This is a genomic window from Ramlibacter lithotrophicus (genome assembly GCF_012184415.1).
GTDB classification, from domain to species: Bacteria; Pseudomonadota; Gammaproteobacteria; order Burkholderiales; family Burkholderiaceae_C; genus Ramlibacter; species Ramlibacter lithotrophicus.
In genome coordinates, this window is sequence record NZ_VTOX01000007.1 from 72,244 (window position 1) to 92,544 (window position 20,301).

Below are 20,301 nucleotides of genomic sequence, written 5' to 3' on the forward strand. Positions count from 1 at the left end.
AGGGGGAAGGCGGGGGATGGGGGAGCCCACATCCGGCCGAACGGCGGCCGCCAGTGCGCCATTACAATGGGCGCACTCTCGGCCGCCGTAGTTCAATGGATAGAACGAGCGCCTCCTAAGCGCTAGATGTGGGTTCGATTCCCGCCGGGGGCGCCATGAGGCTGCCGGGTCGTCGCCCCCCGGAAAACCAGGGTTTCCCCTAGCAGCAATTAGCCACCGAACACCTAAACAAAAGGGTTTGCACAAACCCTTTGTGAGGCGTGGTTATTTCCGTACCGTCCAGTGACCCCTCGCCGCGCGGCGGGCCGCTGACAGGCGCACGCGATGAAGCGCCCACGGCCGGCGCTGGCCCGTGGCGGGTGGTGCTCGCCGACCGCTACGCGATGGTCCGTGCCGCGATCGGGGCGTTGCTGTCCACGGTCACCGGCTTCGAGGTGGTGGGAGAAGCCGCTACCGGCGCCGAACTCGTCGCGCTGGTGGAGCTTGCACACCCAGACCTGGCCATCACCGAAGTGTGCATGCCCGGCCCCGATGCGTTTGGTGCGATCGCCGAGATCCACCGGCGCTACCCGCACGTGCGCCTGCTGGCGCTCTCGGCGGACGAGACCATCGATGCCGTCAAGCACGCCATCAGCAGCGGCGCGTGCGGCTACCTGATGAAGAGGGCGCCCTCGTACGAACTGGAACATGCGGTGCGCAGCGTCATGACGCGCGGCTTCTACTACAGCCCCCTGGTGGCGCAACGGCTCCTGGATCAGCCACAGCCCGCCGCGGACCAGCCACTGACCCCGCGGCAGGTGCAGATCCTCACGCTGCTCGCCCAGGGACGTTCCAGCAGGGAGATCGCCGGCGACCTCGGCCTGAGCTCCAAGACCGTCGACGTCCACCGCGGACGCATCATGAGCCGCCTGGAGCTCAATGACGTCGCGAGCCTCGCCCGCTACGCGCTGCGCAACGGCCTGCTGCCCGGCGGCGGATAGCCCCGCCCATTCACCGCCCCGCCCACGCCCCCACGATCTCCTTGATCGCCCGGCCGCTGCCTTCCAGCGCCTCCGCATCCGGGACCATGTCGAGCAGCCTGAACGGGCGGTCCACGATCTCATGGTCGGTCGGCGCCGGGATCACTCCAATGCCTTCGCGCTCGAACAGCGCACGGGCACGCCGCATGTGCAGCGCCGACGTGACCAGCAGCACCTGCCGGATGCCGCGCTGCCGCAGCAGCCGGGCCGAGAAGGCGGCGTTCTCGGCCGTGGTCACGCTTGCGGGCTCCAGCACCATTGCCGCGGGGGGCACGCCCAGCTCGACGAGGAACAGGCGCATGACCTGCGCCTCGGGCGCTTCGCCTTCGTGCACGGTGCCGCCGGACAGCACCAGCAGCGGCGCCTTCGCCGCGCGGTGCAGGCGCGCCGCGTGCCACAGGCGGTCGGCGGACGCGCCCAGGTCCGGGTAGGGCCGTCGTGGCAGCCTTGCTCCGCGGATGCTGCCGCCCAGCACCACGAGGGCCTGCGCAGGCGGCAACGCTTCGACCGCGCGCGACCCTGCGGCTTCCTCCAGCCAGCCGCGCAACCCGTCGCTGGCGACCGGCAGAGACCAGATCGCCAGCCAGCCCAGTGCGCCGGCGATCAGCAGCAGCCCGGCGCGTCGTCGCACTGCGGATGCGCCGGTGGCCAGCGCCAGTCCCGCCAGCCCCAGCAGCAACGCCGTCCCCAGCGGCGAAATGGCCGCGATCACCAGCTTCGAGAGCAACGGGATCCTTTCTCCGTCAGTGAAATGGCTGAGCGATCTTAGCCAGCACGCCGCAAGGGCCCCGCCGCCACCCGTCAAGAGCCGCCATGCGTAACCTGCTGCAACGCAACATTACATCCGGAGACACCTGTGACGGGCAGTTTGCAAGGGCGGTCCCCCGCCCGGGAGCTGGATGCTTAGCATGGTCCGGACGAACCGATTCCAGCCAGCAGACAGCCAGGGGGCTCCCATGTCGCCAGCCGATTTCCGCGTCGAGAGCAATCACCCGATCACCGGCCGGCTGTGGCCCGCCGCCGGCAGCCAGCAGTACTTCTTCAGCAACCGCGACCTGGCCGTCGCCATGGCGGCCAAGAGCGTGACCAAACCGTCGGGCCAGGAGATCAGGGTGGTCCACGTGCCCACCGGCGAAGTCGTCTACCGCAAGCCGGCCGTCAACCGGTCCGAGTGGGGCGACGAGCTCTGACCGGCCTTGCTGCTACGACGGCGGATTGCGCAGCGTGCGACTGAGCAGCACCACCGGAATCAGGCCCACCAGCACCAGCGCCAGCGAGGGCAGCGCCGCCTCGCCCAGCCGCTCGTCGCGCGCGAGCTGGTAGGCGACCACGGCCAGCGTGTCGGTGTCGAAGGGGCGCAGCACCAGCGTCGCCGGCAGTTCCTTCATCACGTCCACGAATACCAGCAGCGAGGCGGCGGTTGCCGAGCGCCGCAGCAGCGGCCAGTGCACGCGCGCCAGCAGGCCGAAACCGGCCGCACCCAGCATGCGGGCGCTGTCGTCGAGGCTGCCCGGAATGCGCGAATAGCCGCTTTGCAGCGACTGCAGCGCCACGGAGACGAAGCGCACGAGGTACGCCCACACCACGCCGAGGACCGTGGCGGTCACCAGGGCGCCCAGCCCCGCCTGCGGAATCGTCGCCTGCAGCCAGCCCACCGGCAGCAGCAGCCCCACGACGATCACCGCGCCAGGGACGGCATAACCGAGCGCCGCCAGCTGCACCACGCCGCGCGTCACCGCGTCGGGTGAACGCCGCAGGCTGAAGGCAAGCAGCGTGGCAAGCAGCACGGCCAGAGCGGCGCTGATCGCCCCCAGCCGAACGCTGTTGAACGCCCACTCGACGAAACGGTCCCAGGGCAGCACCGACCAGTCTGCAGCGAGCGGGCGCAGCATGAACAGCACCGGGAGAACGAATCCCATCAGGACCGGCACGCCGCAGACGATCCACGCCAGCACGAGGCGACCGCCAGTCAGCGCCACGGGCCGGTTTTCCGCGGAGCCGGCCCGCCCGCCGCGCGCCGAGACGAAGCGCAGCCGGCGCTGGGCGCGCCGTTCGAGCGCGAGCAACAGCGCCACCAGCAACAGCAGCACGGTGGCGAGCTGGGCGGCCGCGATGCGGTTGTCCATGGCGAGCCACGCCTTGTAGATGCCGGCGGTGAAGGTCTGGATGCCGAAGTAGCTGGACACGCCGTAATCGGCCAGCGTCTCCATCAGCGCCAGCGCGACGCCGGCCGCGACGGCCGGTCGTGCCAGCGGAAACGCGATGCTGCGGATGCGCCGCCGCAGGGGCGCGCCCAGCAGGCGGGCGGCCTCCATCAGGTGCCCGGCCCGCTCCACCAGCGCGGTGCGGGCCAGCAGGTAGACATATGGATAGAGCGTGAAGACGAAGACGAATGCGGCACCGCCTTCGCTGCGCACTTCGGGGAACACCCTGCCTTCGAGGCCGGTCGCCGCCCGCAGCCAGGTCTGGAACGGCCCGCTGAACTGCAGGTAGTCGGTGTATGCGTAAGCCACCACGTACGCGGGCATCGCCAGCGGCAGCAGGAGCGCCCATTCGAAGGTGCGGCGGCCGGGGAAGTCGAACAGGGTCACCGCCGCCGCGCCGGCCCCGCCGACCAGGGCGACGCCGGCGCCGACCACCAGGCACAAGCCGATGCTGGTGGCGGCATAGGCCGGCAGCACCGTCCGTGCCATCTCGCCCAGCACCTGGGCGCTGACGCGGTCCCATTGCAGCCAGGAACCCACGATCGCGAGCACCGGCAGCACCAGCAGGCCGGCAACCAGCAGCAACATGGAGTCTTGGAGCCGGCGCACGGCGAGGGCAAGGAGGGAGGGAAGTCCGATTGGACGAAATGAGAATTGTAATTATCTAGAATCGATGACATGTTCGTTGAAGTCTCGCAACTGCGGGTCCAGTACGGGGGCCGGCCGCAACCGGCGGTGGAAGACGTCTCCTTCGGGCTGGCCGCGGGCGACATCGGCGTCCTGATCGGCCCCTCGGGTTGCGGCAAGACCACCTTGCTGCGCGCGATCGCGGGCCTGGAACGTGCGAGCGCCGGCGAGATCCGCATCGGGGGCGCGCTGGTGGGCTCGGCCGGCGTGCACGTGCCCGCGGAGGCCAGGCGCATCGGCATGGTGTTCCAGGACTATGCGCTGTTCCCGCACCTGGACGTCGGGCGCAACGTCGGCTTCGGCATCGAGCACCTGCCCCGCGCCGAGCGCGCGTCGCGTGTCGCCCAGTCGCTGGAACTGGTCGGCCTCGCCGGGATCGAGCGCCGCTTCCCCCACGAACTCTCCGGCGGGCAGCAGCAGCGCGTCGCGCTGGCGCGGGCGCTGGCCCCGCAGCCCCAGCTGCTGCTGCTGGACGAGCCGTTTTCCAACCTTGACGTCGACCTGCGCGAGCGGCTTGCCCACGAGGTGCGCAGCATCCTGAAGGAGGCGCAGACCACCGCGTTGTTCGTGACGCACGACCAGATGGAAGCCTTTGCGATCGGCGACGCCATCGGCGTCATGCACGAGGCCAGGCTGCACCAGTGGGACGACGCCTACACCTTGTACCACCGCCCGGCCACCCGCTTCGTGGCCGACTTCATCGGGCACGGCGTGTTCGCGCCGGCCACCTTGCGCGAGGTGGAGAACCAGGTGGTCGTGGAGACGCCGCTGGGCGAACTGACCGACATGGCCGAATGCCCGCTGCCCTGCGCGTTCGTCGGCGGCCAGTGCGACGTGCTGCTGCGGGCCGACGACATCGTGCACGACGACGCGGCGCCGGTGAAGGCCGAGATCCTGCGCAAGTCGTTCCGCGGTTCCGAGTTTCTCTACACCCTGCGACTGGCGAGCGGCCAGATCGTGATGGCGCACGTGCCGAGCCACCACGACCACCACATCGGCGAGTGGATCGGCATCCGCGCCGAGGTCGACCACGTGGTCACGTTCAATCGCACCTGCCCGTTGAACGGCAACGAGCTGTGCCAGCTGCCGTGCAAGATCCTGCCGGAGCGGCTGGCTGTGGATTCAGCCGTCGCGCAGCGCGGCGACCACTGACCGGAGGTCCGCCGCCCACTCGCGGCGCCCGCGCCCCAGCGCGTGCTGCGGCTCGCCGTAGTGCACCACGGCCACCAGCGGTGGCCCGCTCACCGTGCGCCACACCGACCCGAGCAGCGTCTCGTCGCCGACGTACGAAGGCGAGTGGCTCACGGCGCGGGTCTTCGCATCGATGAACGCGAGTCCCACCGGCTGCGCCGGCGCGTGCGCGGAAATCGCCGCCTGGATCAGGTTGCCGTGGAACGGCAGCAGCGTGATGCCGTCGCTGGTGGTGCCCTCCGGAAAGACGGCGACGACCTCGCCGCGCTTGAGGCTGTCCGCCATGGCGTGCACGACGCGCATCGCGTCGCGCCGCGACTCGCGTTCGATGTAGATCGTGCCGCCGCCGGTCGCCAGAGTGCCGATCAGGGGCCAGCGCCTGACGTCCGCCTTCGACACGAAGCGGCAGTAGCGCGCCGCGTGCATCACCAGGATGTCGAGCCACGAGATGTGGTTCGCCACCAGCAGCACCGGGCCGGATCGCGGCGGCTCGCCGCGCAGTTCGAGCCGCACGTTGAGCAACGCCAGCATCCGCAGCGACCACGCCTGCACCCGCGCCTCGCGCTCCCCGTCGCTCATGCGCGGGAACAGGAACGTGATCGTGGCGAGGCCGCGCAGCGCGTGCAGCACCGCGCGCCACAGCCGCCACGCGGCGCGCAATGCGTTCATGCGGTCAGGCGCGGTCCCAGGCCTCGTGGGCGACGTTGCCGGCGGCGATCGTGCAACGCACCCGCGCCGGCAGTTCGTAGCCCGAGAACGGCGTGTGCTTCGCCTGGCTGCGCAGCGAGCCGGCGTCGACGGTCCAGTGCGCCTGAGGATCGAAGACGCACAGGTCGGCGACGCCGCCCTCCACGATCTTGCCGACGCTGGCCTGCAAGGTGCCCAGCGCGCCGCCCAGGACGCGGGCCGGCTCGCTGGTGAGCACGGCCAGCACGCGCGGCAGCGCCAGCCCGCTCTCCTGGCCCCACTTGAGGGCCAGCCCCAGCAGCAGCTCGAGGCCGGTGGCGCCGGGCTCGGCCTCGGCGAACGGCAGGGTCTTGGCGTCCTCGCTCACCGGCGTGTGGTCGGACACCAGCGCGTCGATGGTGCCGTCGGCCAGCGCCTGGCGCAGCGCGTCGCGATCGCGCTGCTGGCGCAGCGGCGGATTGAGCCGCATACGGCTGTCGAAGTAGCCGATGTCGACGTCGGTGAGATGCAGCGAGTTGATGCTGACGTCGCAGGTCACGGCCAGGCCGCGGTCCTTGGCCTGGCGCACCAGGGCGACGCCGGCCGCACTGCTGATGCGGCACAGGTGCACCCGCGCGCCGGTCGCCGCCATCAGTTCGAGGATGGTGTGCAGCGCGATCGTCTCGGCCGCGACCGGGACGCCCGGCAGCCCGAGCCGCGTCGCGAGCGCCCCGCTGGCGGCGACGCCGCGCCCGAGATGCAGCTCCTGCGGCCGCAGCCAGACGCAATAACCGTAGGTCGACGCGTACTGCAGCGCCCGCTGCAGCACCTGGGTGTTGGCCAGCGGCACTTCGGCCTGGCCAAAGCCCACGCAACCGGACTCGGTGAGTTCCATCATCTCGGTGAGGACTTCGCCTTCCAGCCGGCGTGTCAGCGCGCCGAGCGGGAACACACGCGCCTGGTGCAGCTTCTCCGAGCGGTACTTGAGCATGTCGACCAGCCCCGGCTCGTCGAGCACGGGGTCGGTGTCGGGTGGACAGACGACGCTGGTCACGCCGCCGGCCACCGCCGCGGCCATCTCGCTTTCCAGCATGCCCTCGTGCTCGAAGCCGGGCTCGCCGAGCCGGACCGAAAGGTCCACCAGCCCCGGCACTACGAGGCAGCCCGTCGCGTCGATCACCTTGGTCGGGGCGAAGCCGGCGGGGATGCCGCCGATCGCGAGGATGCGCCCCGCGGCGATGGCGATATCGGCCGTGCGGTCGCAGTTCGATGCCGGGTCGACGACGCGGCCGTTCCTGATCAGGATCTTCATGATGCTTCCGTCCCCGCCACGATGCTCATCACCGCCATGCGAACGGCGATCCCGAACGTCACCTGCGGCAGGATGACGCTCTGCTTGCCGTCGGCGACCGCCGAATCGATTTCGACGCCGCGGTTGATCGGCCCCGGGTGCATCACGATCGCGTCCGGCTTGGCCAGTTGCAGCTTCTCCGGCGTGAGCCCGTAGCTCTTGAAGAACTCCTGCGACGACGGCAGCAGCGCGCCGCTCATTCGCTCGTTCTGCAGGCGCAGCATGATGATCACGTCGCAGCCGCGGATGCCTTCCTCGAGCGAGTGGCACACCCGCACGCCCATCGGGGCCAGGTCGGAGGGCACCAGGGTCTTCGGCCCCACCACCCGCACCTCGGGGCAGCCGAGCGTCGTGAGGGCGTGGATGTCGGAGCGGGCGACCCGCGAGTGCAGAACGTCGCCGACGATCGCCACGGTGAGGTTGGTGAAGTCCTTCTTGTAGTGCCGGATGGTGTACATGTCCAGCAGCCCTTGCGTGGGGTGCGCGTGGCGCCCGTCGCCGGCGTTGATCACGTGCACGTGCGGCGCCACATGCTGCGCGATCAGGTAAGGCGCCCCCGATTCGCTGTGCCTCACCACGAAAAGGTCCGCGGCCATGGCCGACAGGTTCGAGATGGTATCGAGCAGCGACTCGCCCTTGGACGACGAGGAGCGGGCGATGTCCAGGTTGATCACGTCGGCCGACAGGCGGGTGGCGGCGATCTCGAAGGTCGTGCGGGTGCGCGTCGAGTTCTCGAAGAACAGGTTGAAGACGCTCTTGCCGCGCAGCAGCGGCACCTTCTTGACCTCGCGGTCGCTCACGCTGACGAAGCTGGCGGCGGTGTCGAGGATGTGGGCGAGGAGGCTGCGCGGCAGCCCCTCGATGGAGAGCAGGTGAACCAGTTCACCGTGCTTGTTCAGTTGCGGGTTGCGCCTGGAGAGCATGGTCATTGCTCCTCGACCTGGAAACTGAAGCGCCCCGCCGCGTCGCGCGCGAGGGCCAGCGACTGGGTGTCGGGCAAGGCAACACGCGCCGCCGCGAAGTCGGCACCGACCGGCAGCTCGCGCCCGCCGCGGTCCACCAGCACCGCCAGTTTCACGCTGGCCGGTCGGCCGTAGTCGAACAGTTCGTTGAGCACCGCCCGGATCGTGCGTCCGGTGTACAGCACGTCGTCGAGCAGGATGATGTGGGCGTCGTTCACGTCGAACGTGAGATGGGTCTGGTGCCCGGCGCCGGCCAGGCCGCGCTTGGCGAAGTCGTCCCGATGCATGGCCGAGGAAATCACGCTGGCGTCGCCGGCCAGTCCCAGGTCCCGGTGCATGCGTTCGGCCAGCCAGGCGCCGCCCGACGTGATCCCGACCAGGCGGCCGTCCCGGCCGCGCAACTGCTGCACCCCGCGCGACAGCTCGCGGTACAGCGCCTCCGCATCCAGCGTCAGGGCCCCGGCCACGGCTGGCCGTCCCTCCTTCGATGTGCTCACGGCAAGCTCCTCAAGAATTGTTCAAGAATGATGCAGGCGGCCCCGGCATCGGCGTCGCCGCCGCGGCCATCGGCCAGTGCCTCGGTGGTGCTGTAGCGCTCGTCCACCTCGTAGACCGGCAGCCCGAGCCGGCCGCGCAGCTGGCGGGCGAACTTCTGCGCGCGCGCCGTATTCTCGTGGCTCGCGCCGTCGGGATGCAGCGGCACGCCGACCACCAGCGCGTCGGGCTGCCACTCGCGCACCCGCGCCTCGACCTGCGCCATCCGCGCCGCCGCCCCTTCGGCGCGAATGGTCGGCTGCGGCGTCGCCGTCCGCAGCAGGCGGTTGCCCACCGCGACGCCGGTGCGCTTGAGGCCGTAATCGAAAGCGAGAAAAGTGCGAAGCTGGGGAGGTACGTCGGGCACGGCCGCCAGGCTCATGCTGCGGACTCCGCCCGGTGCGGCGCGCAGCGCGTCATGCGTGGCCCGCCGCCGGAGAGAGCATCCACGCCTGCAGCCCGAGCAGCGACAGCGCCTTCTCGTAGCGCTTCTCCACCGGCGTATCGAAGATGACGACCGGGTCCGCCGCCACCGTGAGCCAGCTGTTCTCGGCCAGCTCGGACTCGAGCTGGCCTTCGCCCCAGGCGGAGTACCCGAGCGACACCAGCACCTTGCGCGGACCGGCGCCGGTCGACAGCGCCTCCAGCACGTCCTTGGACGTCGTCATTTCGAGGCCGCCGGGGATGGTCATGGTCGATGCGTAGACCGGCTCTTCGGGCGCCTGGGTGCTGGCGAGGACGGCCTCGTGCAGCACGAAGCCACGCTCGGTCTGCACCGGGCCGCCCTGGAACACCGGGGTGCGCTGCAAGTCGGGGCGGCCGAGCGGCAGGTCGACCTTGTCGAAGAGCCGCCGCAGGTCGATGTCGCTGGGCTTGTTGATGACCAGCCCGAGCGCGCCGCGTTCGCTGTGCTCGCACAGGTACACCACGCTGCCGGCAAAGGACTGGTCTTCCATGCCCGGCATCGCGATCAGGAAGTGATGCGTCAGATTCATCGCGGGACCATCGGCAGGCATGGGGCGATTTTAGCGCGAGCACGACAAAATGCTGCCGGAGAATGGCCGGTTTCCCCAAAGACCGCCGCCGCGCACAGATCAAGGATGTCCTCCATTCCCTCGGGCCTCATGTGGTTCCGGCGCGACCTGCGCGCCCACGACAACGCCGCACTGGCGCAGGCGCTGCGATCCTGCGAGCGTCTGCACTGCGTCTTCGTGTTCGACCGGGCCATTCTCGATCCGCTGCCGCGCCAGGACCGGCGCGTCGAGTTCATCCGCGATTCGCTGGTCCAGCTCGACGAGCGGCTGCGCGAGCTCGCCGCGACGCCGGACGGCGGCCTGGTCGTGCTGCATGGCGACGCGGCCGAGGCGATTCCCCGGCTCGCGCAGGAACTGGGCGTGCAGTGCGTCTTTGCCAACCGCGATGACGAGCCGGCGGCGCTGGCCCGCGACGAGCGGGTGCGGACCGGCCTCGCCGGCTCGGGAATCGGATGGCGCGACTTCAAGGACCATTCGATCTTCGCCCGCCAGGACTTGCTCACCCGTGCCGGCGCCCCCTACACCGTCTTCACACCGTACCGCAACGCCTGGCTGGCGAAAGTGCAGGCCGCGGACCTGGCGCCGCATCCCGCGGCCGCCCGGGCCGGCGTGCTGGCGGCCCGCCCGCCGCGGCACCGCCACGCGGTGCCGACCCTGCAGGACCTCGGCTTCCGGCCGACCAACCTGCCCGAGCTCGGCGTCGGCTGCGGCTGGCGCGGTGGCGCCGCGCGGCTCGACGCCTTCGTCGCGCGGATCGACCGTTACCATGCCGACCGCGACTTTCCGGCGCTCGAGGCCACCAGCGGGCTGAGCGTTGACCTGCGCTTTGGCACCGTGTCGGTCCGCGAGCTGGCCCGCCGCGCCTACCCCGTCGCCCAGGCGGGCGGCGCAGGCGCGGCCAGCTGGCTCGACGAACTGATCTGGCGCGATTTCTACCTCCAGATCCTGGCCAACTTCCCCCGCGTCGCCCCGCCGTCCGGCGAGCACCGCAGCTTCAAGCCGGCTTACGACGCCGTCGAGTGGGAGCAAGGGCCGCAGGCCGACGAGGCATTCGCCGCCTGGGCCGAGGGCCGCACCGGCTATCCGCTGGTGGATGCCGCGATGACGCAGCTGCGCCGCACCGGCTTCATGCACAACCGGCTGCGCATGGTGACGGCGAGCTTCCTGGTCAAGGACCTGGGGATCGACTGGCGCCGCGGCGAGCGCCACTTCGCCGAACACCTCCTCGATTACGACTTGGCCGCCAACAACGGCGGCTGGCAGTGGGCGGCTTCCACCGGCTGCGACGCGCAGCCGTGGTTCCGGATCTTCAACCCGGTGACGCAGAGCCGGCGCTTCGATGCGCAAGGCGAGTTCATCCGCCGCTACCTGCCACCGCTCGCCGGCCTGGCCGCCCCGGCGCTGCACGCGCCATGGACGGCGCCGCCGCTGGAGCTGGCGGCGGCGGGCATCACCCTGGGAGAGACTTATCCGCGCCCGATCGTCGACCACGAGGCGGCGCGCGCCCGCACGCTGCAGCGCTATGCGGTCGTCCGCGCCGTGCGCTGATCAGGCCGCCGCGGCGATCGTGCTGTAGTGCCTGACGAGGCTCAGGAGCTCGTCTTCGGCGTAGGGCTTGCCGAGGTAGTGGTCGACACCGAGCTCCTTCGCATGCTCGCGATGCTTCTCGGCGATCCGCGAGGTGATCATGATGATCGGCAGGTGCTTCAGGCGCTGGTCGCCGCGGATGTTGCGCGCCAGGTCGAAACCATCCATGCGCGGCATCTCGATGTCGGAGAGCACCACGGCCGGCACTTCCTCGGCCAGCCGCTCGAGCGCCTGCAGCCCGTCCGCCGCCATCGCCACCCGGTAGCCCTCGCGCTGCAGCAACCGCTGCGTCACGCGGCGCACCGTGATCGAGTCGTCCACCACCAGCACCAGCGGGATTTGCGGCTTCGCCGCGGCGGTTTCGGGCGTGGCCCCGCGGTCCGCCGGCGAGGGCGCGGCCTCTCCTGCCTTGGCGCCGAGCTGGCGCGCCTGCTCACCGTACACGGTGGCCAGCGCCACCGGGTTGTAGATCAGCACCACGGCGCCGGAGGCCAGCACGGTCATGCCGGCGAGGCCCGGCAGGCGAGCCAGCTGGGGCCCGAGGTTCTTCACGACCACTTCCTGGTTGCCGAGCACTTCGTCCACGTGCATCGCGATGCGCTGCGCGGCGCTGCGCACGACGACGATGTGCATGTTCTTGCCCGGCGGCTCGGTGCTGCCGCGCGAGGACTGCAGCAGCGCGCCGGACCAGTAGAACGGCAGCTGCTCGGCACCGAGCTCGTACCAGCCGGTCTCGTAAGCCTGCTGCACCTCGGCGGCGGTCGCGCGGCGCACGATCTCGACCAGGTTGGCCGGAACACCGACCGACAGCCCGCCGCTGCGGATCATCACCACCTGCGTCACCGCCGTCGTCAGCGGCAGCACCAGCTTGAACGTGGTGCCCTGGCCGGTCGCGGTCGTGGTCTCGATGCGCCCGCCCAGCGCGTTGACCTCGGCGCGCACGACGTCCATGCCGATGCCCCGGCCGGCCAGCTCCGTCACCTGGGCCGCGGTGGAGAAGCCGGGCACGAACACCAGGCTGGCGGCTTCGGCATCGGTGAGTTCCTGGCCTTGCGCGACCAGTCCCTGCGCGGCGGCCTTGCGCCGGATCAGGGCCAGGTCCATGCCGGCTCCGTCGTCGCGGAACTCCACGGACACGTCGTTGCCTTCCTGGTGCAGGCCGATCACGACGGTGCCCGTCGCCTCCTTGCCGGCGGCGCTGCGCAGCGACGGCGACTCGATGCCGTGGGCCACGCAATTGCGCAGCAGGTGTTCGAACGCCGGGGTCATGCGATCGAGCACGCCGCGGTCCATTTCGATGTTGCCGCCGGTGATGTCCAGCTTCACCTGCTTGCCGGTCTCCTTGGACGCGAGGCGCACGACCCGGTACAGCCGGTCGGCGATGCTCTCGAACTCCACCATGCGGGTGCGCAGCAGGTCGCGCTGCAGTTCGCGCGTCTGGCGCGCCTGGTCCACCAGGTTGTCCTCGGTCGCTTCCACCGTGCGCTGCAGGTTGCGCTGCACGGTGGCCACGTCGTTGACCGATTCGGCCATCATCCGCGTGAGTTCCTGCACCCGGGTGAAGCGGTCGAATTCCAGCGGGTCGAAGCCGGCCGCGGAGTCCCTGGCCTGGGCCAGCCGCGACTGCATCTGCGACTCGGCCTGCAGTTCGATGTCGCGCAGCTGCGTGCGCAGGCGGTCGAGGTTGCCGGTCAGGTCGGTGAGCGACGCGCGCAGCTGGCGCACCTCGGCCTCCAGCCGCGAACGGGTGATCGTCACCTCGCCGGCGCGGTTCACCAGCCGGTCGAGCAGTTCGGAGCGCACGCGCACCATGGCGGCCGTGCGCTGCGGCGCGAGCCGCGTGGTGGCCGCTGCGGCCGGCGCGGACGCGGCGGGCGCCGCCGCGGGCCCGGCTGGCGCTGCGGCAGCCGGCTCGCCGGCAACCTCCTGCTGCGCCGCCGCGCTGGCCGCCACGCTCGCCCGCAGCCGGTCGAAACTCGCCTGCAGCGCGTCGAAGCGGTGCAGCAGGGGCTCGAGGTCGCCGGCCGCGAACTCGCGGTCCCAGCCCAGCGACTCGATCGACGACTCCATGCGGTGCGCCATCTCGCCCAGGCGCAGCGCGCCGGCCAGCCGGGCGCTGCCCTTGAGCGTATGCAGCGCGCGCAGCACCTCGTCGCGGGCGCTGCGGTTGTCCGGGCGGGCCGTCCACTGGCGCAAGGCGCCACCCAGCTGCGGCATCAGCTCCTGCGCCTCTTCGTCGAAGATCGGGAACAGGTCGGGATCGACGGCGTCCGCCACGTCGATGTCGCTCTCGTACGCCGCTTCCTCGTCGCCATGCAGCCCGGCTCGTTGCGCGAACGAGGCAGGCGGCGCCACTGCGTCGACCGCAGCCGCGCCAGCCGGCTCGGGCCGCGGCTCGTTCAGGTCCGACGGCTCGGTTGGCAGGACGCTGGGTCCGAACCCGCTGGCGTCCGCGCCCAGCGTCATCGGCGGCTCTTCGATCGCGAGCAGTGCCTCGACCACGTCGGCATTGGGCTCCTTGAGGAAGCCGGCGGCGAACTGGTGCAGCAGCCGCCGGATTTCCTCGGCGGCATCGGTGAACGCCTGCGCCATGTCGCCGCTGCCCACCGGCATGCGCTGCGCCCGCTGCAGCGCGGTCTCGAGCGCGCGCGCAATCCCGGACAGGGCATGGAAACCCACCGTGGCCGAACTCCCGCCGAGCGCGTGGGCCAGGCCGACGGTGGAGTCGGCGACCGGCCGGTCGAGTTCGAGCGCCCACTCGGCGATTTCGGTGGCGAGGCGCCGCGACCACTCGTCGGCCTCGTTGAGGTAGACGTTGTAGAGCGGAATCCCGATGCGCAGCGTGCCGATCACCTTGACCTGCTCGTCGCTCTCGCCGGATTCCTCCTCGACGCCGCAGGCCTCCGACGGCCCATCGGCTGCGGCCGTCGAACCGGCCTCCTCTTCCTGGCCCGCCTGCGGCGCGACCACCTCCGGCGCGGCCGGCAGGTCGCCGCCGGGCTGCGGCGTCACACCGAAGTCGCTCAGGTCCAGCGCAAGCTCGTCCATCGGGACCTCGGCACCGACTTCCAGGCCACCATCGCTCTCGGCCTGCCCTGGCATGGTTTGCTCGACCGGCGCGGCGGCGCGGTCGGAGAACCCCGCGAGCGCATCCAGGTCGATGCCGGCAATCTCCTCGGCCGGCGGTCCTTCTGCGCGAACCGGCATGGACCAGCCGAGCGGCTCGGCGCCGGGCAGATGCTCCGGTTCGGCCCCCGGCGGCGCGGCCTGCGGCCACTCCGGCACGGCGACTGGGGCGTCGACATCGAACATGAGGTCGGCGGCGACGACGGCGGGCAAGGTCTCCGGCACGCCCTGGGGCCGCAGCACCTGCGTCGTCTCCAATGGCCCCGCCGGCTCGGGAGCCAGGTCGAACCCCGGCAGGGAGTCCGGCGCGGCAGCCTCGGGCTGCGGCTCGGGCTCCGGCCGCAGCAATTGCGTTCGTTCGAGCGGCCCGGACGGTGCCGGGGCCTCGAACACCGGCAGCTCCAGCTCGGGCAGTTCGAAGGATGGTTCCGGCAACCCCGGCTCGGGCACCACCGGGGCGGCGGCCGGCGCCGGCAGGTCGAGGAAGTCCATGGCCGGCGCTTCTTCGGCCAGCGCCGCGCCTTCGGCCGGAGGCGCGTCCAGGGCTTGCGCGGTCTCGGCCGCTGCTGGCGCCGGCTCGTCCGCCACCACGGGCTGCTCCTCGCTGGCTGCGGCGGGGGGCGCCTCCACGGTGGAACCCGCCGGCAGGTCCAGCGGCACCAGCCGGTGCTCGATGCGCAGCGCGTCGGCAGGGCCACGGAACAGCCCGGCCTTCCAGCCGCCGTCACGGTGCGCCGCCACGTCGGCGATCCACCGCTCGAAGCCGGTCATGGCCTCGCGGGAGAGCGTCAGCAGCTCGGGAGTGGCAGGCTTCTGGTCGGCCAGCCAGGTGTTGAGCACCTGTTCCATCGACCATGCGGCCTCGCCGAATTCGGCCAGGCCCACCATCCGCGAACTGCCCTTGAGCGTATGGAAGGCGCGGCGCAGGATCGTCAGCTCCGCCACTTCGGACGGCTGCACCGCCAGGGCCTGGAGGGCGGCGCGGCCGTTCTGCACGACCTCACCGGCTTCCTCCAGGAAGATCTCCAGCAGGTCGTCTTCCTCGATGCCGGCCGCTTCGGCCGGCGCCGGCGTGGCGGCCGGCTCCGGTTTCCGGACGGCCAGCCCGCCCAGCGCCGCTGCCGCGGCCTGGGGCCCGTCGGCCGAGACCGCGGCGGCCGCCTGGCGCGCCGTGAGCGCGACGCCGGCCTGGTCGGCGAGCGTCGCCTGCTGGGCCAGCGTGGTGAACTTCGCGGAGAGCTGCTCGCGCGCGCCTGCCTCGTCGGACGCGGCCGCCGCCTCCCGGCCGAGTTCGTCGGCCACCGCCGCGAGCGACGCCGGCGCGGGAGCGACGGCGCGCCCCATCAACGGCCGCAGTTCCGCCTTGCCTTCGTCGTATACGAACAGCTTCTTCGCCAGCGCCGGCTGGTAATTCAGCATGTCGATCAGGAAGCCGAGCGCGCCCAGGTTGTTGCCGAGCTTGTCGAAGGTGCCGGGCCCCTGCGCCTCGGCCGGCTCCTCGGCGAGCATGATCGCTTCGACCGCCTCGCGCATGCGCGCCACGGCCTGCGCCGCCTGGTCCAGCCCCAGCACGGACAAAACCCCGCGCATCTGTGCCAGGTAGCCCGGTGCGTCCCGCAGCGGCCCCTTGTCCGCAGGCTGGCGGAAGAACTGGTCCAGCAACTTCTCGAGTTCGCTCAGCGTGCTTCGCAGCTCGCTGACCACGCTGCCCATGGTCTGGCGGTCGCTGACGCGGCGGTACAGCTCCTCCATCCACGGCTCCAGCGCCGGCGCCTGGCCGCCGCCGCCGACGGCCTCCAGCCGTTCGGCGAGGCGCGCGATGCGCCCGGCCAGTTGCGTATCGGCCGGATCCAGGTCCTGCAGCGCCGCTTCCAGGTAGAGGACGGCGGTGGCGACTTCCATCGCCAGTTCGGGCGCGGGCGGCCGCCCGGCGCGCACCACACCTTCGACCACGCTGGCCAGCGCGTGCGCCAGCGGCGCCGTGCCCGGATGCAGTTTGACGAGCGAATCCGACAGCTGGCGGGTCTGGTCGACCAGCCCCTTGATCTTGGCCACGTCACCGCCGGAGAGCGCGGACCAGGTGTCCTTGGTCGCGGCAATGCGCTTGCGCGCCTGGGCCAGCAGCGCGGGATCGAAGCGCCCGAACTGCGGCGTGGCGTAGTCGACGGGCGGGTGGCGGTCCAGGCGCCAGGCAAGGCGCACGGCTTGCAGGCTGGGAGCCTGCGCCGGCTGCGGCGGCACGGCCTGCGCGCAGAAAAAGACCAGGTCGTGCACCAGCCGGTCGGACACGGCCGGGTCGCCCTTGGCGAGCGACGCGTACTGCAGCAGCACACGGGTCGCCGCCCGCTTGACGTAGACGTCCAGCGGCAGCAACTGCAGGGCCATGGCTTCGAAGAAGCCGGCGCACACCTGCCAGAACACGCGGGGCTGCCGCGCCGCCTGCGTCGCGGCCAGCCCCAGGCTCACCTCGGCAACGTCCCGCGCCGCGCCCGCGTCGCCGGACTTCATCAGCCGGAGCACCGCCGTATCGATGCGGGACCGGACGGCCGGCGCGTAGTCCAGCGCCGCGCGCGGCGCCGGGCTTGCCGGCTGCCGCCAGTCCCACTCGAGCGACCACAGGTCCGCGGGATGGATGCGATCGGCGCCGGCCAGGTCCTGCGCGTCCTTGTACTGCGGAAACAGGGCGACGGCCGAAGCCGGTTTGCCGAGCAGCAGAACTTCCAGGTAGTCCGCGAGCGCGAAGCCGGCGCGTTCGACCTTGGCCGCCGACGCGTCGTTGCACAACTCCGGCCGCTCGACGAATTTCTGCACCGCCGCTTCCATCGCGCGCAGCATGTGGGCGGGCCCGGCCTGTCCCACCATCTCGAGCGCACCGACCGCCTGGTGCAGTTGCTGGCGGGCGATGCGCAGCTGTCCGTCGTCGACCGACGCCATGTCGGCGCCGCGCGCCAGCCCGGTATCACGCACGTAACGGCGCAGGGCGGCCGATGCGGCGGCCAGCGACTTGCGCAGCTCCTCCAGCACCCAGGCGAGCGGCCCGAGGTCGGCGGCGGCCGGATCGAGGTCGTGTTCGGTGGCTTGCATGCAGTGCCTGGCCTGACGCCCTGGTTACGCGATCTTGAACCGCGCCACCGACTGGCGCAGCTCTTCGGCCATGCGGGAGAGTTCGCGCACCTGCTGCGCCGTGGACCGCGTGCCTTCGCCGGTCTGCTCGGTCACGGCGAAGATGTGCTGGATGTTGTCGGCGACCACGTTCGCCGACTGGGCTTCCTTCGAGGCCGAAGCGGAAATCTGCTCGATCAGCTCGGCCAGGCGGCGCGAAACCTGGTCGATCTCGGTCAGCGCGGTGCCGGCGTTGTCGGACAGCTTGGCCCCTTCCACCACGCCCTGCGTCGAGCGCTCCATGGCGGCCACCGCGTCCTGCGTGTCGGTCTGAATCGCCTTCACCAGCGCCGAGATCTGGCGCGTGGCGTCGGCCGAGCGTTCGGCCAGCCGCTGCACTTCCTCGGCCACGACCGAGAAGCCGCGTCCCGCTTCACCGGCCGACGCGGCCTGGATGGCGGCGTTCAGCGCCAGCACGTTCGTCTGTTCGGTAATGTCGGAAATCAGTTCGGTGATTTCGCCGATCTCCTGCGACGACTCGCCCAGCCGCTTGATCCGCTTGGACGTTTCCTGGATCTGGTCGCGGATCGAGTTCATGCCGCCGATCGCGTTCTGCACGGCCGCCAGGCCCGACTCGGCCGCCTGCAGCGACTGGCGCGCCACCTGCGCCGACTCCTGCGCCTGTCCGGACACCTGGTTGATTCGGGTCGCCATGTCCAGCACCGACTGGCCGGTCTCGCGGATCTCGCGCAGCTGCTCGGTGGAGGCCGCGAGCAGCTCGGTCGAGGTGCTTTCCACCTGGGCCGTCGTCTGCGCCACCTTGGTCGCCGTGTTCTGCACGTTGCCCACCAGCTGCCGCAGTTCTTCCACCGTGTAGTTCACCGAGTCCGCGATGGCGCCGGTGATGTCCTCGGTCACGGTGGCTTCCTGCGTGAGATCGCCTTCGGCCACCGTCTGCAGCTCGTTCATCAGCCGCAGAATGGCCGCCTGGTTGGCATCGTTGACGCGCTTGGCTTCCTGCTCCTGCTGCTCGGCTTCCAGCCGCTGCTGCTCGGCGACGGCCTGGCGCTTGCGGCTGTCCTGCAGCTGGACGTAGGCCAGGCCCACGGAGCAGAGGATGGCGAAGCCGGCGGCCAGCGCCAGGGCGATCAGCGCGCCCAGGCCCAGGCCCGTCTGCGCCGACAGCTTGCCTTGCAGATCCTCCAGCGAGCGGCGCAGCGGCTCGCTGTCGCCGATGATGGCCCCTTGCGCTTCGCGCGCGGACACCAGGCCCTGCAGGTTGCCCAGGATGGCGCCGGCCTGCACCCGCGTCTGCTCGTACAGCTTCAGCAGCGCCTCGAGCTGGGCCCGGGTCTGCGGGTCCCTGGAAGCCGCGAGGCGCAGCTCGGCGCTGCCGTCCAGCAGGCCGGTGGCGATTTCCTTGAACGAATTCAGGTCCTTGCCCAGCAGGAACACCGCCTCCTGGCTCACGCCTTCCATCGTCAGGAACTCGTTGGCCGACTTGCCGATGCGCTGCGTCAGCATCACGAGCTGGCCGGCGCCGGAAAGCTCGGCCGCCGGCGCGTTCTGCTGCAGCTTCAGCGCCGACACCGTCTCGGCGATTTCCAGCAGGTCGGAGGACTGCTGGTTGATGGCGCGCAGCGCGGTGCCCACCTGGGTCAGGATCTTCTGCTGGCCCATGACGACGCCAGCGTTCTGCTCCGCGCGCTCCATCATCGGGGTGATCTTGTCCAGCTCCTCCTTGAATTCGGTGCCGAGCGGCTGCAGCCCCTGCGCCTCGTCGCCGGCGCGCAGGCCGCGCACCTTGCGCGCCAGCACGTCGGAGCTTTCCTTCACGTCGGCGAATGCCTGCGGGCTGCCCACGAGCGCCTGCGACACCGATTTCGCGAGCCGCTGCGACTGCATCAGCGACTGGCCGGACGCGGCCACCTGCTGCGCGACCTTTTCCGCCGAAGTGATGGCGAAGCCGGCGACGGTGCCCAGCACCACCAGCGCGATGGCCAGCAGCACGAACAGGATGCGCTGGTGCGCGACGATGGTGCGGCGTCCGAGCAGCGGCACCGACATCAGTTCGGCGCCGTCGACCTCCTCCAGCGGGCCGATCGAGTCCTCGTCATGGCCGATGGTGTCGGGCTCCAGCGTCTGCAGGCTGGCGGAATCGAGGGCCGCCGCCGCCACCGGATCGAGCGTGGCGTCCGGGCTGCCGAGGCTCAGTTCCTCGCTGCCCTCGGCGCGGGACTGCTTCTTCCGGGAGAACAGGGATTTCAGTTGGTGGGCGACGGACATGGGTGGCCTTCCTGGGGACTCAAGCGCTGATACTCAGGAATCTCGGTTGTTGTGACAGCGCCTGGAGGTTGATCTCCTGCCAGTGCGCGCCACTGGCATCGGTGTAAGCGTTGCCGAAATAGCTCGGCGAGCCGGCTGCAGGCTCGCTGGACGCGGTGAACGCATCGGGGTTGCGCAGGCCGGCCAGGCGGTCGATCAGCAGGGCGCAATTCACGTCCAGGGCCGCGTTCAGCGCCACCAGGCGCGACTCGGCGCGGCTGGCGTCGGAGCGCGCCGCGGGAGCCCGCCCGGCGACGAAACTGGCCATGTCCACGACGCCGTAGACGCCGCCCCGCAGGTTGGCAACCCCGAGGAACCAGTGCTGGGTGTACGGCACCGCCTGGGCGCTGGTGAACGGAAAGATCTCGCCGGACTGGGCCAGCGGGAACAGGTACTTGCCGCCGGCGGCCTCGACGGCGAGCCAGGACGCCTGCACGCCCTCGCTGCGGGCGGCCTGCAGCCGGGTCGCCAGCCGGCTCTGGAGCTCACGAAGGGCTTCGCGGTTGGCCATGG

Annotated in this window: 15 protein-coding genes and 1 tRNA gene; 5 read left to right on the forward strand and 11 right to left on the reverse strand. The window is 71.0% G+C overall.

The features are described 5' to 3' along the window. Nucleotides 1-81: 81 nt before the first annotated feature. Nucleotides 82-156, forward strand: a tRNA-Arg gene (locus RAMLITH_RS17975). A 104-nt stretch (nucleotides 157-260) separates the two neighbouring features. Continuing rightward, entirely contained in the window at nucleotides 261-980 is a 720-nt protein-coding gene (locus RAMLITH_RS17980; RefSeq protein WP_168108825.1) for a LuxR C-terminal-related transcriptional regulator, read from the forward strand. Between the two features lie 10 nt (nucleotides 981-990). On the opposite strand, the gene RAMLITH_RS17985 is transcribed toward RAMLITH_RS17980, so the two are convergent. Then, on the reverse strand, nucleotides 991-1,746 hold the full coding sequence (locus RAMLITH_RS17985) for a YdcF family protein (protein ID WP_168108826.1): 756 nt from the start codon (nucleotides 1,744-1,746) through the stop codon (nucleotides 991-993). Between the two features lie 229 nt (nucleotides 1,747-1,975). Between RAMLITH_RS17985 and RAMLITH_RS17990 the strand changes: the two genes are divergently transcribed. Continuing rightward, entirely contained in the window at nucleotides 1,976-2,209 is a 234-nt protein-coding gene (locus RAMLITH_RS17990) for a hypothetical protein (RefSeq protein ID WP_168108827.1), read from the forward strand. Nucleotides 2,210-2,221: 12 nt separating this feature from the next. Here RAMLITH_RS17990 and RAMLITH_RS17995 read toward each other — a convergent pair whose 3' ends face one another. Continuing rightward, the gene (locus tag RAMLITH_RS17995) at nucleotides 2,222-3,811 is read right to left on the reverse strand and encodes an ABC transporter permease (protein ID WP_168108828.1); all 1,590 of its coding nucleotides are present in this window, start codon (nucleotides 3,809-3,811) and stop codon (nucleotides 2,222-2,224) included. Nucleotides 3,812-3,901: 90 nt separating this feature from the next. On the opposite strand from RAMLITH_RS17995, the gene RAMLITH_RS18000 reads away from it, so the two are divergent. Next, nucleotides 3,902-5,062 carry an ABC transporter ATP-binding protein gene (locus RAMLITH_RS18000; protein WP_168108829.1) on the forward strand — a complete coding sequence of 387 codons (1,161 nt, stop codon included), beginning with the start codon at nucleotides 3,902-3,904 and terminating at the stop codon, nucleotides 5,060-5,062. Here RAMLITH_RS18000 and RAMLITH_RS18005 read toward each other — a convergent pair. From RAMLITH_RS18005 to RAMLITH_RS18030, 6 genes are read right to left on the reverse strand one after another with little or no spacing between them, the layout of a single operon-like run. Next, nucleotides 5,033-5,770, reverse strand: a complete 738-nt coding sequence (locus RAMLITH_RS18005) for a lysophospholipid acyltransferase family protein (RefSeq protein ID WP_168108830.1) — start codon at nucleotides 5,768-5,770, stop codon at nucleotides 5,033-5,035. The two genes, RAMLITH_RS18000 and RAMLITH_RS18005, sit on opposite strands and share 30 nt — an antisense overlap. Nucleotides 5,771-5,774: 4 nt before the next feature. Next, a complete protein-coding gene (locus tag RAMLITH_RS18010) occupies nucleotides 5,775-7,079 on the reverse strand; it encodes a dihydroorotase (RefSeq protein ID WP_168108831.1) in 1,305 nt (434 codons plus the stop codon). After that, entirely contained in the window at nucleotides 7,076-8,041 is a 966-nt protein-coding gene (locus RAMLITH_RS18015; RefSeq protein WP_168108832.1) for an aspartate carbamoyltransferase catalytic subunit, read from the reverse strand. Before RAMLITH_RS18015 ends, RAMLITH_RS18010 begins: the two co-directional genes overlap by 4 nt. Nucleotides 8,042-8,043: 2 nt before the next feature. Beyond that, on the reverse strand, nucleotides 8,044-8,577 hold the full coding sequence (gene pyrR / locus RAMLITH_RS18020) for a bifunctional pyr operon transcriptional regulator/uracil phosphoribosyltransferase PyrR (RefSeq protein WP_168108833.1): 534 nt from the start codon (nucleotides 8,575-8,577) through the stop codon (nucleotides 8,044-8,046). Continuing rightward, nucleotides 8,574-8,996: a Holliday junction resolvase RuvX gene (ruvX, locus tag RAMLITH_RS18025; protein WP_168108834.1), complete on the reverse strand. Its 423-nt coding sequence runs from the start codon at nucleotides 8,994-8,996 to the stop codon at nucleotides 8,574-8,576. Before ruvX ends, pyrR begins: the two co-directional genes overlap by 4 nt. 34 nt (nucleotides 8,997-9,030) lie before the next feature. After that, nucleotides 9,031-9,630: a YqgE/AlgH family protein gene (locus RAMLITH_RS18030; RefSeq protein ID WP_168108835.1), complete on the reverse strand. Its 600-nt coding sequence runs from the start codon at nucleotides 9,628-9,630 to the stop codon at nucleotides 9,031-9,033. An 84-nt stretch (nucleotides 9,631-9,714) separates the two neighbouring features. On the opposite strand from RAMLITH_RS18030, the gene RAMLITH_RS18035 reads away from it, so the two are divergent. After that, the gene (locus RAMLITH_RS18035; protein WP_168108836.1) at nucleotides 9,715-11,196 is read left to right on the forward strand and encodes a cryptochrome/photolyase family protein; all 1,482 of its coding nucleotides are present in this window, start codon (nucleotides 9,715-9,717) and stop codon (nucleotides 11,194-11,196) included. Here the strand turns inward: RAMLITH_RS18035 and RAMLITH_RS18040 are convergent, their stop codons facing one another. From RAMLITH_RS18040 to RAMLITH_RS18050, 3 genes are read right to left on the reverse strand one after another with little or no spacing between them, the layout of a single operon-like run. Beyond that, nucleotides 11,197-17,445, reverse strand: coding sequence for a hybrid sensor histidine kinase/response regulator (locus RAMLITH_RS18040; RefSeq protein WP_168108837.1), 6,249 nt, complete (start codon nucleotides 17,443-17,445; stop codon nucleotides 11,197-11,199). A gap of 24 nt (nucleotides 17,446-17,469) precedes the next feature. Further along, nucleotides 17,470-19,749 (reverse strand): methyl-accepting chemotaxis protein, encoded by a 2,280-nt coding sequence (locus tag RAMLITH_RS18045; RefSeq protein WP_168108838.1) that lies wholly within the window; start codon nucleotides 19,747-19,749, stop codon nucleotides 17,470-17,472. A gap of 19 nt (nucleotides 19,750-19,768) precedes the next feature. Next, entirely contained in the window at nucleotides 19,769-20,299 is a 531-nt protein-coding gene (locus RAMLITH_RS18050; RefSeq protein ID WP_168108839.1) for a chemotaxis protein CheW, read from the reverse strand. Nucleotides 20,300-20,301 lie beyond the last annotated feature (2 nt).